The following is a 17287-nucleotide window of genomic DNA, read 5'->3' as shown; positions in this document are numbered from 1 at the left end:
CCATGAACGTTGCCCTGCAAGACGAAACCGGCGAAGACATCGCCCAAGCCCTGAAAAATGGCTGGCTACCGATCCGCGAGGTGGCGCGCCAGACCGGCGTCAACGCCGTGACCCTGCGCGCCTGGGAACGCCGCTACGGCCTGATCGTGCCCCAGCGCACGCCCAAAGGGCATCGGTTGTTCAGCGCCGAACATGTGCAGCGTATCCACGCCATCCTCACCTGGCTCAATCGGGGCGTGCCGGTCAGCCAGGTAAAAGGCTTGATCGACTCCGCCCAGGCCAACCCCGAGCCGATGGAGAATGAATGGCACGCCTTGCGTCAAACTTTGATCACTGCCATTGGCGAATTGGCTGAACGCCGGGTCGACGATGCCTTCAACCAAGCCATGGCGCTCTACCCGCCACGCACACTGTGCGAGCAATTGATGTTGCCGCTGCTTCGCGAGCTTGAACAGAAATGGCAGGGTCAATTCGGCGCGCAGATGGAGCGGGTGTTTTTCCTGTCGTGGCTGCGCAGCAAGTTTGGCGCGCGGATTTACCACAACAATCGTCAACTCCACGGCGCCCCGTTGCTGCTGGTCAACCACTCCGACTTACTCCTGGAACCGCACTTGTGGCTCAGCGCCTGGCTGGCCAGCAGCGCCGACTGCCCGGTGGAGGTGTTCGACTGGCCGCTGCCCGCCGGCGAACTGGCCCTGGCGGTAGAACACCTGCAACCGCGCGCGGTGCTGCTGTATTCAAGCAAAGCGCTGCAGGTCCCGGCACTCACCAAACTGCTGGCCGGCGTTGGTTGCCCGATACTGATTGCCGGCCCCACGGTGCGCATCCACCACGCCGAGTTGGCCGCACTCACCCATGACCTCCCCGACGTGTTCGTCGCCGAAGACCCGTTGTCGGCCCATCAGATATTGCTCCAGCGTGGAATTGTCTAAATGCACTTGATCTGGCTGCGCACCGACCTGCGCCTTCACGACAACACCGCCCTGGCTGCCGCAAGCCAGCGAGGCCCGGTCGCGGCGGTTTACCTGATCACGCCGCAACAATGGCTGGCCCACGATGACGCGCCCTGCAAGGTCGACTTCTGGCTACGCAACCTGCAAGCGCTGAGCCAGGCGCTGGCAGCCCTGAACATCCCGCTGTTGATCCGCCACGCCGACACCTGGGACCAGGCGCCCGGCGTATTGAGCCAGCTGTGCCGGGAGCTCAAGGTGCAATCGGTGCACGTCAACGAGGAATACGGTATCCACGAGGGCCGGCGCGACGCCGCCGTGGCCCAGGCGTTGGAAGCCCAGGGCGTGACCTTCCAGCGCTACCTGGACCAATTGTTTTTCCAGCCGGGTAGCGTGTTGACTAAGTCCGGCACTTACTTCCAGGTGTTCAGCCAGTTCCGAAAAGTCTGCTACACCCGCCTGCACAGCGCCTTGCCGCGCCTGGTGGTGAGCCCCAAGGCCCAGGCCCGGCTCGACGTAAAAAGCGACGTCATCCCCACCCGCGTTGAAGGTTTCGCGTCACCCAGTGAAACCTTGCGTGCCCTGTGGCCCGCCGGTGAAGACGAAGCGCGCCGTCGCCTCGACGCCTTTGCGGACGAGCAAATCAGCTATTACAAAGACGAGCGCGACTTCCCCGCCAAGCCCGGCACCAGCCAGCTGTCCGCCTACCTGGCCGCCGGAGTCGTGTCGCCACGCCAGTGCCTGCACGCGGCGTTGCAGTTCAACCAGGGCGAGTTCGAAAGCGGCGACATCGGCACGATCACCTGGATCAACGAACTGCTATGGCGTGAGTTCTACAAACACATCCTGGTGGGTTACCCACGGGTTTCGCGCCATCGTGCGTTCCGCCCCGAAACCGAAGCCGTGGCCTGGCGCAACGCGCCCGAGGACCTGGCCGCCTGGCAGCAAGCGCGCACCGGTTTGCCGATTATCGACGCGGCCATGCGCCAACTGCTGGAAACCGGCTGGATGCACAACCGCCTGCGCATGGTGGTGGCGATGTTCCTGACCAAGAACCTGCTGATCGACTGGCGCGAAGGTGAGCGCTTCTTCATGCGGCACTTGATCGACGGCGACTTGGCGGCCAACAACGGTGGCTGGCAGTGGAGTTCATCGACGGGTACCGATTCGGCGCCATATTTCCGGATTTTCAGCCCGTTGAGCCAGTCGGAAAAATTCGACAGCGAAGGCCTGTTCATCAAGCACTGGCTGCCGGAGCTGGCCGCGCTGAATAAGAAGGACGTGCACAGCCCGCAAGCCGCCGGCGGTTTGTTTGGAGTGGCCGATTACCCGCGCGCTATCGTTGACCTGAAACACTCCCGCGAGCGCGCCCTTGCCGCCTTTCGCAGCCTGCCCACGCGTCCAGAGAGGAGAATGGGATGAGCCTGACACCGCCCCGTCGTTATTGGTTGACCGGCGCCAGCAGTGGCATCGGCGCCGCGCTGGCCGTGGAGTTGCTCAACAGCGGCGCCCATGTGGCGCTCAGCTCGCGCACCAAAGGCCCATTGGCAGCACTCGCCCAGCGTTATCCGGGGCAAGTGCTGGTGGTGGCCGGCGACCTGACCAACAGCCAGACCGTACGCGAGATCGGTGAACGAATCGGCGAAGCCTGGGGCTCGCTGGATACGGTGATCCTCAACGCCGGCACCTGTGAGTACGTCGACGCCCGGCAGTTCGATGCATCGATCATCGAACACGTGGTGCGCACCAACCTGCTGGCCAGCAGTTATTGCATCGAAGCCGCGCTGCCGCTGTTGCGTGCCGGGCGTACGCCACACCTGGTGGGCGTGGCCAGCGCCGTGACCTACCTGCCCATGCCACGTGCCGAAGCCTATGGCGCCTCGAAAGCGGGGCTGCGCTACTTGTTCGAATCCCTGCGCATCAGCCTGTCGCCCGAGAACATCGACGTCACGGTGATCAGCCCGGGGTTTGTCGACACGCCCCTGACCGAACGCAATGATTTCCCCATGCCGTTAAGCTGGTCGGCCAACAAGGCGGCGAGACATATCTTCGCCAAACTGGAAAAGCGCCCGCTGGAGATCGCCTTTCCGGCTATGTTCATCGCCACCTTGTGGCCACTGTCGAAGCTGCCTAACCGGGCCCAATTGATCATCGGCAAACGCATGTTGCGCAGCCCGCCGCCGCACAAGGACGACCTGTGAAGATCGCCATTATCGGCAGCGGTATCGCCGGGCTCACCAGCGCCTACCTGCTCAGTCGGCGCCACGACATCACACTGTTCGAGGCGGGTGACTGCCTCGGCGGGCATACCCATACGGCCAACGTGACGGTCGAAGGCCAACGCTATGCGGTGGACACCGGCTTTATTGTGTTCAACGACTGGACCTATCCCAATTTCATCCGCCTGCTGGGGCAGATCGGCGTCAGGTTCAAACCTACCGAGATGAGTTTCTCGGTGTGCGACCCGAGCGCGGGGTTCGAATACAACGGCAATAACCTCAACAGCCTGTTTGCCCAGCGTAGCAACATGCTGTCGCCAGGGTTCTGGGGCATGCTGCGCGATATTCTGCGCTTCAATCGTCAGGCGCCGCAGGACCTGCAAGCGCAGCGCATCAGCGCCGACATGACCCTGGGTGATTATCTCGACGCCGGCGGTTATGGCCCGCGCTTTATCCGCCACTACATCGTGCCGATGGGCGCGGCGATCTGGTCGATGTCCTTGGCCGACATGCTCAAGTTCCCCTTGCAGTTCTTCGTGCGTTTCTTCAAGAACCACGGTTTGCTGTCGGTGAGCAATCGCCCGCAGTGGTGCGTGATCGAAGGCGGCTCCAGCTGTTATATCGAACCGCTGGCCCGCAGTTTCCGCGATCACGTGCGCCTCAACTGCCCTGTGCATAACGTGCAACGCACCGACGACGGTGTGGTTATCCACAGCGCGGCCGGCAGCGAGACGTTCGATCGCGTGGTCTTCGCCTGCCACAGCGACCAGGCCCTGGCATTGCTCGCCGACCCCAGCCTGGCCGAACAGCAAATCCTTGGCGCCCTGCCCTATGCCGACAACGACGTGGTGCTGCACACCGATACGCGACTGCTGCCCGACCGCAAGCTGGCCTGGGCCAGTTGGAATTACCGGCTGAGCGGCAGTCAGCAGCATCAGGCCGCTGTCACCTACGACATGAACATCCTGCAAGGCATCGACAGCGCCACCACCTTTTGCGTGAGCCTCAACCAAACGCCGATGATCGATCCGCTGAAGATCCTGGCGCGCTACACCTATGCCCATCCGCAATACAGTCTGGCAGCGGTGGCCGCGCAGGCGCGCTGGGAAGAATTGCATGGCGCGCGCAACACGTTCTACTGCGGCGCCTACTGGGCCAACGGTTTCCACGAAGATGGCGTGGTCAGCGCCCTGCGCGTGGCCCAGGCCTTTGGGGAAACCCTGTGAACAGCGCCCTGTACAGCGGCTGGATCGCCCATCGTCGGTTTACGCCCAAGGTCCATGCCTTTCGCTACCGCATCGGCCTGCTGTACCTGGACCTCAGCGAAGAGGACGCGGTGCTCGCGCTCTCCCCCCTGGCTGGCGTGAGCCGCCTGGCGCCGTTCGGCTTTCGCCAGCAGGATTACCTGCGCCAATTCACGCGCCACGGTATGAGCTTGAGCGACGCGGTGCGCCAGGAAGTCGGCAAGACCCTGGGACGCACCCCGCAGGGCGCTATCTGCCTGCTGACCCAGGCCCGCAGTTGGGGCCTGGCGTTCAATCCGGTGAGTTTCTTCTATTGTTTCGAGACCGACGGGCAACTGGCGGCGATCCTGTGCGAAGTCACCAATACACCGTGGCGCGAGCGCTATCACTACGTGTTGCCGACCCAGGCAATGGGCGCCGATGAGCATCAGCACTTCGCCGTGGCCAAGGCGTTCCATGTATCGCCCTTCCTGCCACGCGACCTGGAATACCGCATGAGCTTCAGCCCGCCGGCCGCCCGGCTCGGCGTGCACATGGCCGATTGGCAAGGCGCACATAAAGTCTTCGACGCCACCTTGAGCCTGCAAAAAGAGGCCCTGACCCGCGCCAGCCTGCATCGCTATCTATGGCGCTTTCCCTGGATGACCGCCAAGACTTGCCTCGCGATTTACTGGCAGGCCCTGCGCCTGCTGCTCAAACGCACACCGATTTTCCCCCACCGAGCCGCCGATGGCGTCTCCAGCACCGCAGTCGGGTATACCAAGGACCGCCGCCATGAAATCCCCTAGCTTATCGGTCAAGACCAATCGCCTGAACGTCAACGGCATCAGCGCTGCGCTATTGCGCAAAGGCGTGTTGCGCCAACTCAGCCAATTGCGCCACGGCCAATTGGTGATCGTCGAGGACGGCGAGCGACAAGTGTTCGGGGCACGGGAAGCGCACCTGCTGGGGGAAATCCAGATCCTGGATTCGGCGGCGTGGGGCCTGGTGGCCGCCAACGGCTCGATCGGCGCCGGCGAGGCATTTATCCACGGTTATTGGAGCAGCCCGGACCTGACCGCCGTGGTACGGGTGATGGTCAGCAACCTCGACGTGCTTGATGCGATGGAAGGTGGCCTGGCCCGCCTGGCGCGGCCGTTCACCCAGGGTCTGCACTGGCTCAACCGCAACACGCGCAAGGGTTCGCAGAAAAATATCGCGGCCCATTACGACCTGGGCAACGACCTGTTCGAGGCGTTTCTCGACCCGACCATGATGTATTCGGCAGCGCAATTTCTCAGCGCCGACGACACCCTGGAACAGGCGCAACTGAACAAGCTGGAACGCATCTGCCAGAAACTGTCGCTCAAGCCCAGCGATCACCTGCTGGAAATCGGCACCGGCTGGGGCAGCATGGCGCTGTACGCGGCGCAGCATTATGGTTGCAAGGTCACCACGACCACCTTGTCCAAAGAGCAGTTTGCCTACACCGCGCAGCGCATCGCGGCGGCGGGCCTGCACAGTCAGGTGACGGTGCTGCTGCAGGACTACCGCGACCTCACGGGTGTGTACGACAAGCTGGTGTCCATCGAAATGATCGAAGCGGTAGGCCATCGCTTCCTGCCTACGTATTTCAAGCAGTGTGCGCATTTGCTCAAACCCGACGGCCTGATGCTGCTGCAAGCCATCACCATTCGCGAACAACGCTTTGAGCAGGCCAAGCACAGCGTCGACTTCATCCAACGCTACATCTTTCCCGGCGGCGCCCTGCCCAGTGTGCAGAACATGCTGCAGATCGTCTGCCGCGACACCGACATGAACCTGCTGCACATGGAGGATTTCGGCCTGCACTACGCACGAACCCTGCGCCTGTGGCATGAGAACTTTCGCCGCGCCCATGGCCGCCTCGCCGAGCTTGGCTACGACGAGTACTTCCTGCGCTTGTGGGAGTTCTACCTGTGCTACTGCGAGGGCGGCTTCATGGAGCGCACGATTGGCACCGCGCAGTTACTGCTGGCCAAGCCTGCGGCAATCAACCCGCCGTTGCTCGGGCGCTTCAGTGCTTAAATCCCTGGCGAATGCGGCGCTGTTCCAGTGCGGCTGGTTTGCCTGTGTGCTCGGCGGCGACAGCCTGTGGCTGCTGGTGGGGCTGGCGGTATTGGTGATCAACCTGCTGTGGATAAGTCCGCTGGCGGATGACGGGGTGCTGATCGTCGGCGTGACGCTCGCCGGCACGCTGCTCGACACGCTGTTGCGCACACTTGGGGTTTTCCACTTCAGCGAACCGGGGCCGTTGATTCCGTTCTGGTTGATGTTGCTGTGGGCATTGCTGGCTACGACCTTGCGCCACTGCCTGGCCTGGAGCGCCCGGCCCTGGTGGCGTGCCGCCCTGTTGGGCGCGGTGGGTGGGCCGTTGTCGTATTACGCCGGCAGCCAATTGGCTGGCGTGCAGTTTGGCTATGGACTGGGGCCGACAATGGCCGGGCTGGCGGTACTTTGGGCCGCCGTGTTCGTCGGCATGCAGCGGCTGGCTCACTGACGTCCGTCGCGCATTCCTACACCCATGGCCTGCTTGGCTTACACTGCGCGCCTATGACCAACATCCCTCACATTCAAATTACCGAACCCGCCGTCACCTGCTCGACGTGTGCGGCCTGCTGTTGCCAGTTGGAAGTCATGCTGATCACCGACACCGGCGTGCCGCAGCGCTATATCGATACCGACGACTGGGGCGGCGAAGTGATGCTGCGCCTGGATGACGGCTGGTGTGCGGCGCTGGACCGGAACACGATGATGTGCACGATCTATGAGCTTCGGCCGTTGATTTGCCGGGAATTCGAGATGGGGGCGCCGGAGTGTCTGGAAGAGCGTGCAGGTATTGCTACGGTCTACCGCTGATACGGCGATAAGTACAAATCCAAATGTGGGAGGGGGCTTGCTCCCGATAGCGTTGTGTCAGTCACCTATAATTTGACTGACCGGCCGTCATCGGGGGCAAGCCCCCTCCCACATTGGTTTTTCGGTGTTCTTGAACGTTACAACGGCATGGTGTAGTGCAGCGCGTAGCTCTCTACCCCATCGTTGTTGCTGCTGATCCCGGCGTTGGAATAGTGCGTGGCGCGAATGCCCACTTCATGCCCGCCGGCAAACCGCAGGCCGAAACCCAGGCGGTCTTCGAACTGGAAGGACTGGCCGATGTTGTTGTCTTCCAGTTGGGTGCGGGAGAACAACGCCACGCCGATCCCGGCCTCGATGTAGGGTTTGACCGACTCGCCGGCAAACTCATACACAAACACCGGCGAGAACGACAGGCTGCTGGCGCCTGCACGGTCATCACCTTCCCAATACGTATAAGCGCCGCTCCAGTAGCCTGTCAGGCGACCGACATTGCTCTGCATCCAGCTTTTGTCCCAATCCGAGGTCAGGCCCAGACGGTAGGTCAGCGTTGAATCGCTGGTGCTGCCCAGCCCGAACTCCAGGCCGGCGGCCTGGGTGGTAATAGAGTGTCCCACCATCACAGCCGCAATAGCAGCCATACAGAACAAGCGCTTCATAGAAACTACCTTTGCGAACGAAGTTGTTGGTTATTTACAGGCCATCTCGCTATAGAAGCTGACGTAGAGCCAGAAGTTCAGCGAGATTTCACGAAATTTTCACGAAGCGAAGCTTCGCACAACTCCAGGATGTTTCCATAGTGTCGGTAGGATATTTCTTAGGTGATACACATCGCCGCTGGTCCAGATCTGCGCAGGCAGCGGGGAACCACTGGCGAGCAAGCCGCGTTCGCCCAGTAAGCGCTTGAGCTGGCGCGCGACGGCGGCGCCGGTGTCGATCAGGATGATGCTCGGGGGCAGCATCTGCGCCAGCAGTGGTTTGAGGAAGGGGTAGTGGGTACAACCGAGGATGATGGTGTCGCAGCCAGCGCTGAGCAGCGGTTCGATGTAACCCTGCAATAACTGGCGCAGCGCCGGGCTGTTCAGGTCGCCGGTCTCAATCAGCTCTACCAGGCCCGGACAGGGCTGGGTAACCACCCGCACGTCGGTGGCGAAACGGTCGAGCAAGGCGGCGAACTTGGCGCTTTGCAGGGTACCGGTGGTGGCCAGCACGCCGACCACGCCGCTGCGTGTCGCAGCAGCCGCCGGTTTTACCGCAGGCTCCATGCCGACCAGGGGCCAATCGGGGTAGTCCTGGCGCAAATCGGCAACAGCGGCGACCGTCGCGGTGTTACAGGCGATCACAAACGCCTTGGCCCCCTGCCCGCGAAAGAACTCGGCGACCCGCCGCGCGCGCTCGCGGATGAAGGCCGGGGTTTTCTCGCCATAGGGAATGTGCCCGCAATCGGCCACGTACAGCAGTGACTCGTGGGGTAACAACTGCTGGATTTCGTCCAGTACCGACAAGCCGCCGACCCCGGAATCGAACACACCGATGGGCGCGTCGTTAACCATGTTGCGTCCCGCACACGCTGCAACCAGGGTCGCGTTTGACGCGCAACTCACGAAAGCGCGTGGTCAACGCGTCGATCAACAACAAGCGCCCCACCAGCGGCTCACCAAAGCCGGCCAGTAGCTTCAGGGCTTCCAACGCTTGCAGGCTGCCGACCAGCCCCACCAGAGGGCCGACCACGCCGGCTTCGCTGCAGGTCAGTTCGGTATCGCTGCCATGCCCGTACAAGCAGTGGTAGCACGGGCTGTCGGGGCGACGTGGGTCGAAGACCGACAATTGCCCTTCAAGGCGAATCGCCGCGCCGCTGATCAAGGGTTTGCCGGCCATCACACAGGCCGCGTTGACCGCTTCGCGGGTGGAAAAATTGTCGCTGCAATCGAGCACCACGTCGACGGCGGCGACGGCTGCCGCCAACGAATCGGCATCCAGCGCGGCGCGGTGAGCGAGCAGCGCGACCTCGGGGTTGAGGGCGCTCAGCCGCCCCATGGCCGAATCGACCTTGGTCTGCCCCACGCTGTCGCTGTCGTGGATGATCTGGCGCTGCAGGTTGGTCAGGTCGACCGTGTCGAAATCCGCCAGATGCAACTCACCTACGCCAGCGGCGGCCAGGTACAGCGCAACCGGCGCACCCAGCCCGCCCAGGCCGACGATCAGGGCGCGGCTGTTTTTCAAGCGCAACTGGCCGTCGATGTCCACATGCTGCAACAGAATCTGTCGGCTGTAGCGCAACAGCTCCTGGTCGCTCAGCACGGGCGGCGTCCCAAGGTGATGCGCTCATGGCCGCCGAGGTCGATGCGGCTGTGCACCTCTTCAAAGCCTTCACCGAGCAACAGCTCGCGCACGGCCGAGGCCTGGTCGTAACCATGCTCCAGCAACAGGCGGCCACCGGCATTCAAGTGAGCCGGGGCCTGTTTGATGATCAGGCGCAAGTCGTCCAGCCCGTCATCGCCGGCCACCAGCGCACTGGCCGGCTCGAAGCGCACATCGCCGGCTGCCAGGTGTGGATCGTTGGCGGCGATATACGGCGGGTTGCTGATGATCAGGTCATAGGTGTGGCCTTGCAACGCGCCGAACCAATGGCTAGTGAGCACCACGGCGTTATTGAGGTGCAGCCGCTGGCGGTTGCGCTCGGCCAAAGCCACCGCTTCAAGCACGCGGTCGACGGCCGTGACCTGCCACATCGGCCGTTCACTGGCCAGGGCCAGGGCGATGGCGCCGCTGCCGGTGCCCAAATCCAGGACCTCGGCGGGCTTGGCCGGCAACAATTCCAGGGCGGCTTCCACCAGCAACTCGGTATCCGGACGCGGAATCAGCGTGTGGGGGGCGACCTCCAGGTCCAGCTTCCAGAAGCCTTGCTGGCCGAGGATATAGGCCACCGGCTCACCGCCGCGACGGCGTTGCAGGTAGCCGGCAAAGGCCAGGGCGTGCTCGCTGCTGACGATCTTTTCCGGCCAGGTGTGCAGGTAGCTGCGGGACTTGCCCAACGCAGCGGCCAGCAGCAATTCGGCATCCAGGCGCGCGGTGGGCGAGTCGGGCAGGTCGGCGGCACGCAACAGGCTGGCGATGATGGTCATTTATTCACCTATCGCCGCCAATTGATCGGCTTGGTATTCGGCGAGCAGCGGCTCGATCACGGCATCGACGCCACCGGCGAGAATTTCATCCAGGGAATACAGGGTGAGGTTGACTCGGTGGTCGGTGACCCGGCCCTGGGCAAAGTTGTAGGTGCGGATTCGCTCGGAGCGGTCGCCCGACCCCACCAGCAGCTTGCGCTCGCTGGCGATCGCGTTGGCGGCGGCGCTGGTTTGCTGGTCATTGAGCTTGGCCGACAGCCAGGACATCGCCCGCGCACGGTTCTTGTGCTGGGAACGTTCTTCCTGGCATTCCACCACAATGCCGGACGGCAAGTGAGTGATGCGGATCGCCGAGTCGGTCTTGTTGACGTGCTGGCCGCCCGCGCCCGAGGAGCGGTAGGTGTCGACGCGCAAGTCCGCCGGGTTGATCTCGATCGCTTCCTGCTCGTCCGGCTCGGGCAACACCGCCACAGTGCACGCCGAGGTATGGATACGGCCCTGGGACTCGGTCGCCGGAACACGCTGCACACGGTGCACGCCGGATTCGAACTTCAGCTTGCCGTAGACGTTATCGCCCTCGACCCGCGCGATGACTTCCTTATAGCCGCCGTGCTCACCTTCGTTCTCGGAGAGGATTTCCACGCGCCAGCCGCGGCGCTCGGCGTAACGCGAGTACATGCGGAACAGGTCGCCGGAGAAAATCGCCGCCTCGTCGCCACCGGTGCCGGCGCGGATTTCGAGGAATACGTTGCGCCCGTCGTTAGGGTCTTTGGGCAGCAACATGCGTTGCAGGTCGCCTTCCAGCTCGACGAGCTTTTCCTTGGCCTCGCGCACTTCTTCCACGGCCATTTCGCGCATGTCCGGGTCGCTGTCTTTGAGCAGCGCCTGGGCGCCCTCGAGGTCGGCCTGCACTTTGAGCAGGTTTTTGTAGGTGGCCACGATGGGCTCGACTTCGGCGTATTCCTTGGAATAGGCACGGAACTTGGTTTGATCGGCAATGATCTCGCCATCGCCGAGCAAGGCGGTCAGTTCTTCGAAACGGTCCTGGAGCACATCCAGTTTATTGAGCAGTGACGCTTTCATTGCGGTTTTTTATCCGAAGAGCTGTCTGACGCGCCCTCACCGAGGGCAAAGAGTTCCTGAGCCATGGCCAGCGCATCGAGGCGGCCTTCGGCAGTCAATTTTTTAAGCTGTACGCTGGGGGCGTGGAGCAGCTTGTTGGTCAGGCCACGGGCCAGCTGCATCAACACGTCTTCGGCGCTGCTGCCATTGGCCAACAAACGCTGGGCCTTGATCAGCTCCTCATCGCGCAGGCGTTCGCCCTGCTGACGATACGCCTTGAGCACATCCACCGCCGCCAGTTCACGCAGGCGCACCATGAAATCTTCAGCGCCGGTGCTGACCATCTCCTCAGCGGCCTGGGCGGCGCCCTGGCGACTCTTGAGGTTTTCGGCGACCACTTCGTGCAGATCATCGACGCTGTACAGGTAAACGTCGTCCAACTCGCCGACTTCTGGTTCGATATCCCGGGGAACGGCGATATCCACCATAAAGATCGGTTTGTGCTTGCGCAGCTTCAACGCGCTCTCGACCGCGCCTTTGCCCAGGATCGGCAACTGGCTGGCGGTGGAGCTGATGACGATGTCGCTGCGTACCAGTTCGGCCGGGATATCCGACAGCAGCACGGCATGGGCACCGAACTGCTCGGCGAGGATGCTCGCGCGCTCAAGGGTGCGGTTGGCCACCACAATACGCTTCACACCCAGCTCGTGCAGGTGACGAGCGACCAGGGTAATGGTTTCGCCGGCACCGATCAGCAACGCCTGGCTGCGCTGCAAGTCGCTGAAAATCTGCTTGGCCAGGCTGACGGCGGCAAACGCCACGGAAACCGGGTTCTCGCCAATGGCCGTGTCGGTGCGCACCTGCTTGGCGGAATTGAAGGTGGCCTGGAACAGGCGGCCCAGCAGCGGGCCGACAGTGCCGGCCTCGCGGGCCACGGCATAGGCTGATTTCATCTGGCCAAGAATCTGCGGTTCGCCCAGCACCAGCGAATCGAGACCGGCCGCCACGCGCATCATGTGACGAACGGCCGCATCGTCTTCGTGCACGTAGGCACTGGCGCGCAGGTCATCGAGGCTCAAATGGTGGTAATCGGCCAGCCAGCGCAGCACAACATCGGCAGACAGGTGTTCCTGCTCTATATAAAGCTCACTGCGATTGCAGGTCGAAAGGATTGCAGCTTCGCGGCTGTCGGTAAGCCGGCAGAGCTGCTGCAAGGCCTCAACCAACTGCTCTGGCGTAAACGCTACGCGCTCGCGCACGTCTACCGAGGCAGTCTTGTGGTTAATACCGAGTGCGAGAAAGGCCATTCACTATCGCTGATGATGTCGGGAAGCCGACAATTGTCCTACTTCGAAAGATCCAGAACAACCACCGTCGTCTATTGTCCCTATACGTTGTGCCTATAAAGGCATCCATTGAGACTCGGTTATGTTTGGCCGAAGGCTTGTGTCATGATGATCCGACCGCAGGTTAGTCGTCCTCTTCCTATATGAATAGATCTTCCGCGTTGCTCCTTGCTTTTGTCTTCCTCAGCGGCTGCCAGGCCATGGCACCCGTGTCGCCGGACGCTACAGCGCCGGTGGAAGACAGCACCCCCGCCCCTGAAAAGCCCAAGGTTTATTCATCGTTCAGCGAAGAAACGGTCTACAGCCTGCTGACCGCAGAACTGGCCGGCCAGCGCAATCGCTTCGATATTGCCCTGGATAACTACGTGACCCAGGCCATCAATACTCAAGACCCCGGTATCTCGGAACGCGCGTTTCGCATCGCCGAGTACCTGGGCGCCGACCAGGCCGCACTGGATGCCTCGCTGATCTGGGCAAAAAACGCCCCGGACGACCTGGAAGCCCAACGAGCGGCAGCTGTGCAGCTGGCACGCGCCGGGCGCTATGACGACTCCATGGTCTACATGGAAAAAGTCTTGCAGGGCAAGGGCGACACGCATTTCGACTTCCTTGCGCTGTCGGCCGCCGATACCGATCAGGACACACGCAATGGCTTGATGAAAAGTTTCGACCGCCTGCTGCAAAAGCATCCGAAGAACAGCCAGCTGATTTTCGGCAAAGCCTTGCTGCTGCAACAGGACGATGAAGCCGACGCCGCCCTCAAGCTGCTGGAGCAGAACCCGCCGGAAGACGGTGAGATTGCACCGATCCTGCTACGCGCCCGCCTGCTGCAGAACCTCAACCGCGGCAAGGAAGCGATTCCACTGCTGGAAAAAAGCATCAAGAAATATCCGGACGACAAGCGCCTGCGTCTGACTTACGCGCGGATGCTGGTTGAGCAGGATCGCATGGAAGACGCCAAGGTGCAGTTCGCCAATCTGGTCCAGCAATACCCGGACGATGACGAACTGCGTTATTCCCTGGCGCTGGTGTGCCTGGAGGCCAAGGCCTGGGACGAGGCCAAGGGTTATCTTGAAGAGCTGGTCGCGCGCGAAAGCCATGTGGACTCGGCGCACCTGAACCTGGGCCGCATCGCTGAGGAACGCAACGACCCGCAGGCGGCCTTGCTCGAGTACGCCCAGGTCGGCCCAGGCAATGATTACCTGCCGGCCCAGTTGCGCCAGGCTGATATTCTGATGAGCAATGGCCGTACCGACGAAGCGGAGAAGCGCCTGGCCGCGGCCCGCGATGCCGAACCGGACTACGCGATCCAGCTGTATCTGATCCAGGCCGAGACCTTGTCGGCCAATAACCAGGGCGAACGCGCCTGGAAATTGTTGCAACAAGCGTTGCTGCAATACCCCGACGACCTCAACCTGCTCTACACCCGCGCCATGCAGGCAGAAAAACGCAACGACCTGGCGCAGATGGAAAAAGACCTGCGCCTGATCATCAAGCGCGACCCGGACAACGCCATGGCCCTCAACGCCCTGGGCTACACCTTGTCCGACCGCACCACGCGCTACGCCGAAGCCAAGGTGCTGATCGAGCAGGCCCACACGCTCAACCCGGAAGACCCGGCCGTGCTCGACAGCCTGGGCTGGGTCAACTACCGCCTGGGCAACCTCGACGAGGCCGAGCGCCTGCTGCGCCAGGCGCTGGAGCGCTTCCCGGACCAGGAAGTCGCCGCCCACCTGGGCGAAGTGCTGTGGGCCAACGGCAAGCAACGCGAAGCGCGACAAATCTGGGAAAAATTCCTCAAGGAACAACCCGAAAGCCCCATCCTGCGCGGCACCATCAAACGCCTGACCGGATCCGAGACCCTATAAGCTTATGTTCTTGCGCCACGTTATCGTTTTCAGCTTCATCGCCCTGCTCGCCGGTTGCGCGGGCGTAGGCAACCGCGAATCCGTTGAAGGCCAGGGCAACCCGGCACAATGGCAACAGCACAAGGACCAGCTCAGCAGCATTGACGGCTGGCAGATCGAAGGCAAGGTCGGGGTGCGCGCGCCGAAAGATTCCGGCAGCGGCACCTTGTTCTGGCTGCAACGCCAGGATTACTACGATATTCGCCTCTCCGGCCCGCTGGGTCGCGGTGCAGCCCGCCTGACCGGTCGACCGGGACAAGTCAGCCTTGAAGTGGCCAACCAGGGCCGCTACGAAGCGGCCTCGCCGGAAGAACTGCTGGAGCAGCAGATCGGCTGGAAGCTGCCTGTCTCACACCTGGTCTGGTGGGTGCGCGGCCTGCCGGCGCCGGACAGCAAAAGCCGCTTGAGCCTCAATGGCGACAGTCGCCTGGCCTCCCTGGAGCAGGACGGTTGGCAGGTCGAATACCTGAGCTACGTGCAGCAGAACGGCTATTGGCTGCCCGAGCGCATCAAACTGCACGGCACCGACCTTGACGTCACGCTGGTGATCAAGGACTGGCAACCGCGTAAATTGGGGCAATAACGTGACTGTCGCAAAACTCACGCTGCCCTCTCCCGCCAAACTCAATCTGATGCTGCATATCCTGGGCCGTCGTGAAGACGGCTACCACGAGTTGCAGACGCTGTTTCAATTCCTCGACTACGGCGATGAACTGACCTTCGCCGTGCGCGACGATGGCGTGATCAAGCTGCACACCGCGTTCGAAGGCGTGCCCCACGACAGCAACCTGATCGTGAAGGCCGCGAAGAAACTTCAGCAGCAATCCGGCTGCCCGCTCGGCATCGATATCTGGATTGATAAGGTCCTGCCCATGGGCGGCGGTATCGGTGGCGGCAGCTCAAATGCCGCGACCACCCTGCTCGGGCTCAACCACTTGTGGCAACTGGGCTGGGACCCTGATCGCCTGGCCGTACTGGGCCTCACACTTGGCGCCGACGTCCCGGTTTTCGTGCATGGGCATGCCGCATTTGCCGAGGGTGTGGGGGAGAAACTGACCCCCGTGGAGCCCGAAGAGCCGTGGTATCTCGTGCTGGTGCCGCAAGTATCTGTAAGTACAGCAGAAATTTTTTCAGATCCGTTGTTGACACGTAACTCTTCTCCCATTAAAGTGCGCCCCGTTCCCAAGGGAAACAGTCGAAATGACTGCTTACCGGTTGTAGCAAGGCGTTATCCAGAAGTACGTAACGCTTTGAATTTGTTAGGTAAATTTACCGAAGCAAAATTAACCGGAACTGGAAGTTGTGTGTTTGGGGGCTTCCCAAGCAAAGCTGAAGCTGATAAAGTCTCGGCCCTTCTTACAGAGACCCTTACAGGGTTTGTAGCAAAAGGAAGCAACGTTTCGATGTTGCATCGCAAGCTGCAAAATCTGCTCTAAAAGGAATCGAGTGTTAGGCACTCGTTGCAACAGATACAGGGGCGTCGCCAAGCGGTAAGGCAGCAGGTTTTGATCCTGCCATGCGTTGGTTCGAATCCAGCCGCCCCTGCCATTTTCTAATACTCATCCAGGTTACCCTCAGCCTCTAGGTACTGCGCGTGTCCAAGATGATGGTCTTTACGGGGAATGCCAACCCCGATCTGGCTCGACGTGTCGTACGTCAGCTGCATATCCCTCTCGGTGACATCTCTGTCGGTAAATTCTCCGACGGCGAAATTACTGCCGAGATCAATGAAAACGTTCGCGGTAAAGACGTCTTCATTATTCAGCCGACCTGCGCTCCGACCAACGATAACCTGATGGAACTCGTCGTGATGGCTGATGCCTTCCGCCGCTCCTCAGCGACTCGAATCACAGCTGTAATCCCTTATTTTGGTTATGCCCGTCAGGATCGCCGTCCGCGCTCCGCACGTGTGGCCATCAGCGCGAAAGTCGTTGCTGACATGCTGACCGTGGTAGGTATTGACCGTGTTCTCACGGTTGACCTGCACGCTGACCAAATCCAGGGGTTCTTCGATATTCCAGTAGATAACATCTACGGCTCCCCCGTCCTGGTGGATGACATCGAAGACCAACGCTTTGAAAACCTGATGATCGTGTCCCCGGACATTGGTGGCGTCGTGCGTGCACGGGCTGTCGCCAAATCCCTGGGCGTGGACCTCGGTATCATCGACAAACGCCGCGAGAAAGCCAATCACTCTGAAGTGATGCATATCATCGGTGATGTCGAAGGGCGTACCTGTATTCTGGTTGATGACATGGTCGACACCGCCGGCACCCTGTGCCACGCGGCGAAAGCCTTGAAAGAGCACGGTGCCGCAAAAGTCTTCGCCTACTGCACACACCCTGTGCTGTCGGGCCGAGCGATCGAGAACATCGAGAACTCCATGCTGGACGAACTGGTGGTGACCAACACCATCCCGTTGTCCGCTGCAGCTCAAGCCTGTTCGCGTATCCGTCAACTGGATATCGCACCGGTAGTTGCCGAAGCGGTTCGCCGCATCAGCAACGAAGAATCGATCAGCGCGATGTTCCGCTAAGGGTCAAACCTGCGGATCATTTCA

At 61.6% G+C, this 17287-nt stretch carries 18 protein-coding genes and 1 tRNA gene; 13 read left to right on the top strand and 6 right to left on the bottom strand.

Annotation, left to right across the window (positions count from 1 at the left end):
- The first annotated feature begins 2 nt into the window (after window positions 1-2).
- Genes C4J89_RS03780 through C4J89_RS03745 form a run of 8 tightly spaced genes read left to right on the top strand, consistent with a single transcriptional unit; the run spans window position 3 to window position 7290 of the window.
- A complete protein-coding gene (locus C4J89_RS03780) occupies window positions 3-932 on the top strand; it encodes a MerR family transcriptional regulator (protein WP_124413796.1) in 930 nt (309 codons plus the stop codon).
- Window positions 933-2372: a deoxyribodipyrimidine photo-lyase gene (gene phrB, locus C4J89_RS03775; RefSeq protein WP_124413795.1), complete on the top strand. Its 1440-nt coding sequence runs from the start codon at window positions 933-935 to the stop codon at window positions 2370-2372.
- Complete coding sequence (locus C4J89_RS03770) at window positions 2369-3151, top strand: SDR family oxidoreductase (protein ID WP_124361209.1); 783 nt, start codon at window positions 2369-2371, stop codon at window positions 3149-3151. Before phrB ends, C4J89_RS03770 begins: the two co-directional genes overlap by 4 nt.
- Window positions 3148-4395, top strand: a complete 1248-nt coding sequence (locus C4J89_RS03765) for an NAD(P)/FAD-dependent oxidoreductase (protein ID WP_124413794.1) — start codon at window positions 3148-3150, stop codon at window positions 4393-4395. The genes C4J89_RS03770 and C4J89_RS03765 overlap by 4 nt, the downstream gene beginning before the upstream one ends.
- Window positions 4392-5201 carry a DUF1365 domain-containing protein gene (locus C4J89_RS03760; RefSeq protein WP_124413793.1) on the top strand — a complete coding sequence of 270 codons (810 nt, stop codon included), beginning with the start codon at window positions 4392-4394 and terminating at the stop codon, window positions 5199-5201. The genes C4J89_RS03765 and C4J89_RS03760 overlap by 4 nt, the downstream gene beginning before the upstream one ends.
- Window positions 5188-6459: a cyclopropane-fatty-acyl-phospholipid synthase family protein gene (locus tag C4J89_RS03755; protein WP_124361206.1), complete on the top strand. Its 1272-nt coding sequence runs from the start codon at window positions 5188-5190 to the stop codon at window positions 6457-6459. The genes C4J89_RS03760 and C4J89_RS03755 overlap by 14 nt, the downstream gene beginning before the upstream one ends.
- Entirely contained in the window at window positions 6452-6931 is a 480-nt protein-coding gene (locus C4J89_RS03750) for a DUF2878 domain-containing protein (RefSeq protein ID WP_124413792.1), read from the top strand. The genes C4J89_RS03755 and C4J89_RS03750 overlap by 8 nt, the downstream gene beginning before the upstream one ends.
- 53 nt (window positions 6932-6984) lie before the next feature.
- Complete coding sequence (locus C4J89_RS03745) at window positions 6985-7290, top strand: YkgJ family cysteine cluster protein (RefSeq protein ID WP_124361204.1); 306 nt, start codon at window positions 6985-6987, stop codon at window positions 7288-7290.
- 137 nt (window positions 7291-7427) lie between these two features.
- Here the strand turns inward: C4J89_RS03745 and C4J89_RS03740 are convergent, their stop codons facing one another.
- The 6 genes from C4J89_RS03740 to hemA all read right to left on the bottom strand — a co-directional run bounded on the left by C4J89_RS03740 (window position 7428) and on the right by hemA (window position 12781).
- A complete protein-coding gene (locus C4J89_RS03740) occupies window positions 7428-7946 on the bottom strand; it encodes an acyloxyacyl hydrolase (protein ID WP_065891717.1) in 519 nt (172 codons plus the stop codon).
- Window positions 7947-8045: 99 nt separating this feature from the next.
- Window positions 8046-8840 (bottom strand): glutamate racemase, encoded by a 795-nt coding sequence (gene murI, locus C4J89_RS03735; protein ID WP_124413791.1) that lies wholly within the window; start codon window positions 8838-8840, stop codon window positions 8046-8048.
- Window positions 8833-9588, bottom strand: a complete 756-nt coding sequence (locus C4J89_RS03730) for a molybdopterin-synthase adenylyltransferase MoeB (protein ID WP_124413790.1) — start codon at window positions 9586-9588, stop codon at window positions 8833-8835. Before C4J89_RS03730 ends, murI begins: the two co-directional genes overlap by 8 nt.
- Window positions 9582-10412, bottom strand: coding sequence for a peptide chain release factor N(5)-glutamine methyltransferase (gene prmC / locus C4J89_RS03725; protein WP_124413789.1), 831 nt, complete (start codon window positions 10410-10412; stop codon window positions 9582-9584). Before prmC ends, C4J89_RS03730 begins: the two co-directional genes overlap by 7 nt.
- Window positions 10413-11495, bottom strand: coding sequence for a peptide chain release factor 1 (gene prfA / locus C4J89_RS03720; RefSeq protein WP_124361199.1), 1083 nt, complete (start codon window positions 11493-11495; stop codon window positions 10413-10415).
- Window positions 11492-12781, bottom strand: coding sequence for a glutamyl-tRNA reductase (gene hemA, locus C4J89_RS03715; RefSeq protein ID WP_124361198.1), 1290 nt, complete (start codon window positions 12779-12781; stop codon window positions 11492-11494). Before hemA ends, prfA begins: the two co-directional genes overlap by 4 nt.
- 182 nt (window positions 12782-12963) lie before the next feature.
- Here hemA and C4J89_RS03710 point away from each other — a divergent pair, with 182 nt between their 5' ends.
- From C4J89_RS03710 to C4J89_RS03690, 5 genes are all read left to right on the top strand, one after another.
- Window positions 12964-14688, top strand: a complete 1725-nt coding sequence (locus C4J89_RS03710; protein ID WP_124413788.1) for a tetratricopeptide repeat protein — start codon at window positions 12964-12966, stop codon at window positions 14686-14688.
- A gap of 4 nt (window positions 14689-14692) precedes the next feature.
- Window positions 14693-15310 carry a lipoprotein insertase outer membrane protein LolB gene (lolB, locus tag C4J89_RS03705; RefSeq protein WP_124361196.1) on the top strand — a complete coding sequence of 206 codons (618 nt, stop codon included), beginning with the start codon at window positions 14693-14695 and terminating at the stop codon, window positions 15308-15310.
- A gap of 49 nt (window positions 15311-15359) precedes the next feature.
- A complete protein-coding gene (ispE, locus tag C4J89_RS03700; protein ID WP_256681682.1) occupies window positions 15360-16163 on the top strand; it encodes a 4-(cytidine 5'-diphospho)-2-C-methyl-D-erythritol kinase in 804 nt (267 codons plus the stop codon).
- Window positions 16164-16200: 37 nt separating this feature from the next.
- Window positions 16201-16275 (top strand) — tRNA-Gln (locus tag C4J89_RS03695).
- A gap of 46 nt (window positions 16276-16321) precedes the next feature.
- Window positions 16322-17263 (top strand): ribose-phosphate pyrophosphokinase, encoded by a 942-nt coding sequence (locus C4J89_RS03690; RefSeq protein WP_003208392.1) that lies wholly within the window; start codon window positions 16322-16324, stop codon window positions 17261-17263.
- Window positions 17264-17287: the final 24 nt, after the last annotated feature.

The organism is Pseudomonas sp. R4-35-07 (assembly GCF_003852235.1).
GTDB lineage: Bacteria > Pseudomonadota > Gammaproteobacteria > Pseudomonadales > Pseudomonadaceae > Aquipseudomonas.
This window is presented reverse-complemented; position numbering and strand designations above follow the sequence as displayed.

What these genes read in the sequence shown, in the direction of transcription:
- C4J89_RS03780 (WP_124413796.1), top strand. Translation starts at nt 3, where the DNA reads ATGAACGTTGCCCTGCAAGACGAAACCGGCGAAGACATCGCCCAAGCC.
- phrB (WP_124413795.1), top strand. Translation starts at nt 933, where the DNA reads ATGCACTTGATCTGGCTGCGCACCGACCTGCGCCTTCACGACAACACC.
- C4J89_RS03770 (WP_124361209.1), top strand. Translation starts at nt 2,369, where the DNA reads ATGAGCCTGACACCGCCCCGTCGTTATTGGTTGACCGGCGCCAGCAGT.
- C4J89_RS03755 (WP_124361206.1), top strand. Translation starts at nt 5,188, where the DNA reads ATGAAATCCCCTAGCTTATCGGTCAAGACCAATCGCCTGAACGTCAAC.
- C4J89_RS03745 (WP_124361204.1), top strand. Translation starts at nt 6,985, where the DNA reads ATGACCAACATCCCTCACATTCAAATTACCGAACCCGCCGTCACCTGC.
- C4J89_RS03740 (WP_065891717.1), bottom strand. Translation starts at nt 7,946, where the DNA reads ATGAAGCGCTTGTTCTGTATGGCTGCTATTGCGGCTGTGATGGTGGGA.
- murI (WP_124413791.1), bottom strand. Translation starts at nt 8,840, where the DNA reads ATGGTTAACGACGCGCCCATCGGTGTGTTCGATTCCGGGGTCGGCGGC.
- prmC (WP_124413789.1), bottom strand. Translation starts at nt 10,412, where the DNA reads ATGACCATCATCGCCAGCCTGTTGCGTGCCGCCGACCTGCCCGACTCG.
- prfA (WP_124361199.1), bottom strand. Translation starts at nt 11,495, where the DNA reads ATGAAAGCGTCACTGCTCAATAAACTGGATGTGCTCCAGGACCGTTTC.
- hemA (WP_124361198.1), bottom strand. Translation starts at nt 12,781, where the DNA reads ATGGCCTTTCTCGCACTCGGTATTAACCACAAGACTGCCTCGGTAGAC.
- C4J89_RS03710 (WP_124413788.1), top strand. Translation starts at nt 12,964, where the DNA reads ATGAATAGATCTTCCGCGTTGCTCCTTGCTTTTGTCTTCCTCAGCGGC.
- lolB (WP_124361196.1), top strand. Translation starts at nt 14,693, where the DNA reads ATGTTCTTGCGCCACGTTATCGTTTTCAGCTTCATCGCCCTGCTCGCC.
- ispE (WP_256681682.1), top strand. Translation starts at nt 15,360, where the DNA reads ATGCTGCATATCCTGGGCCGTCGTGAAGACGGCTACCACGAGTTGCAG.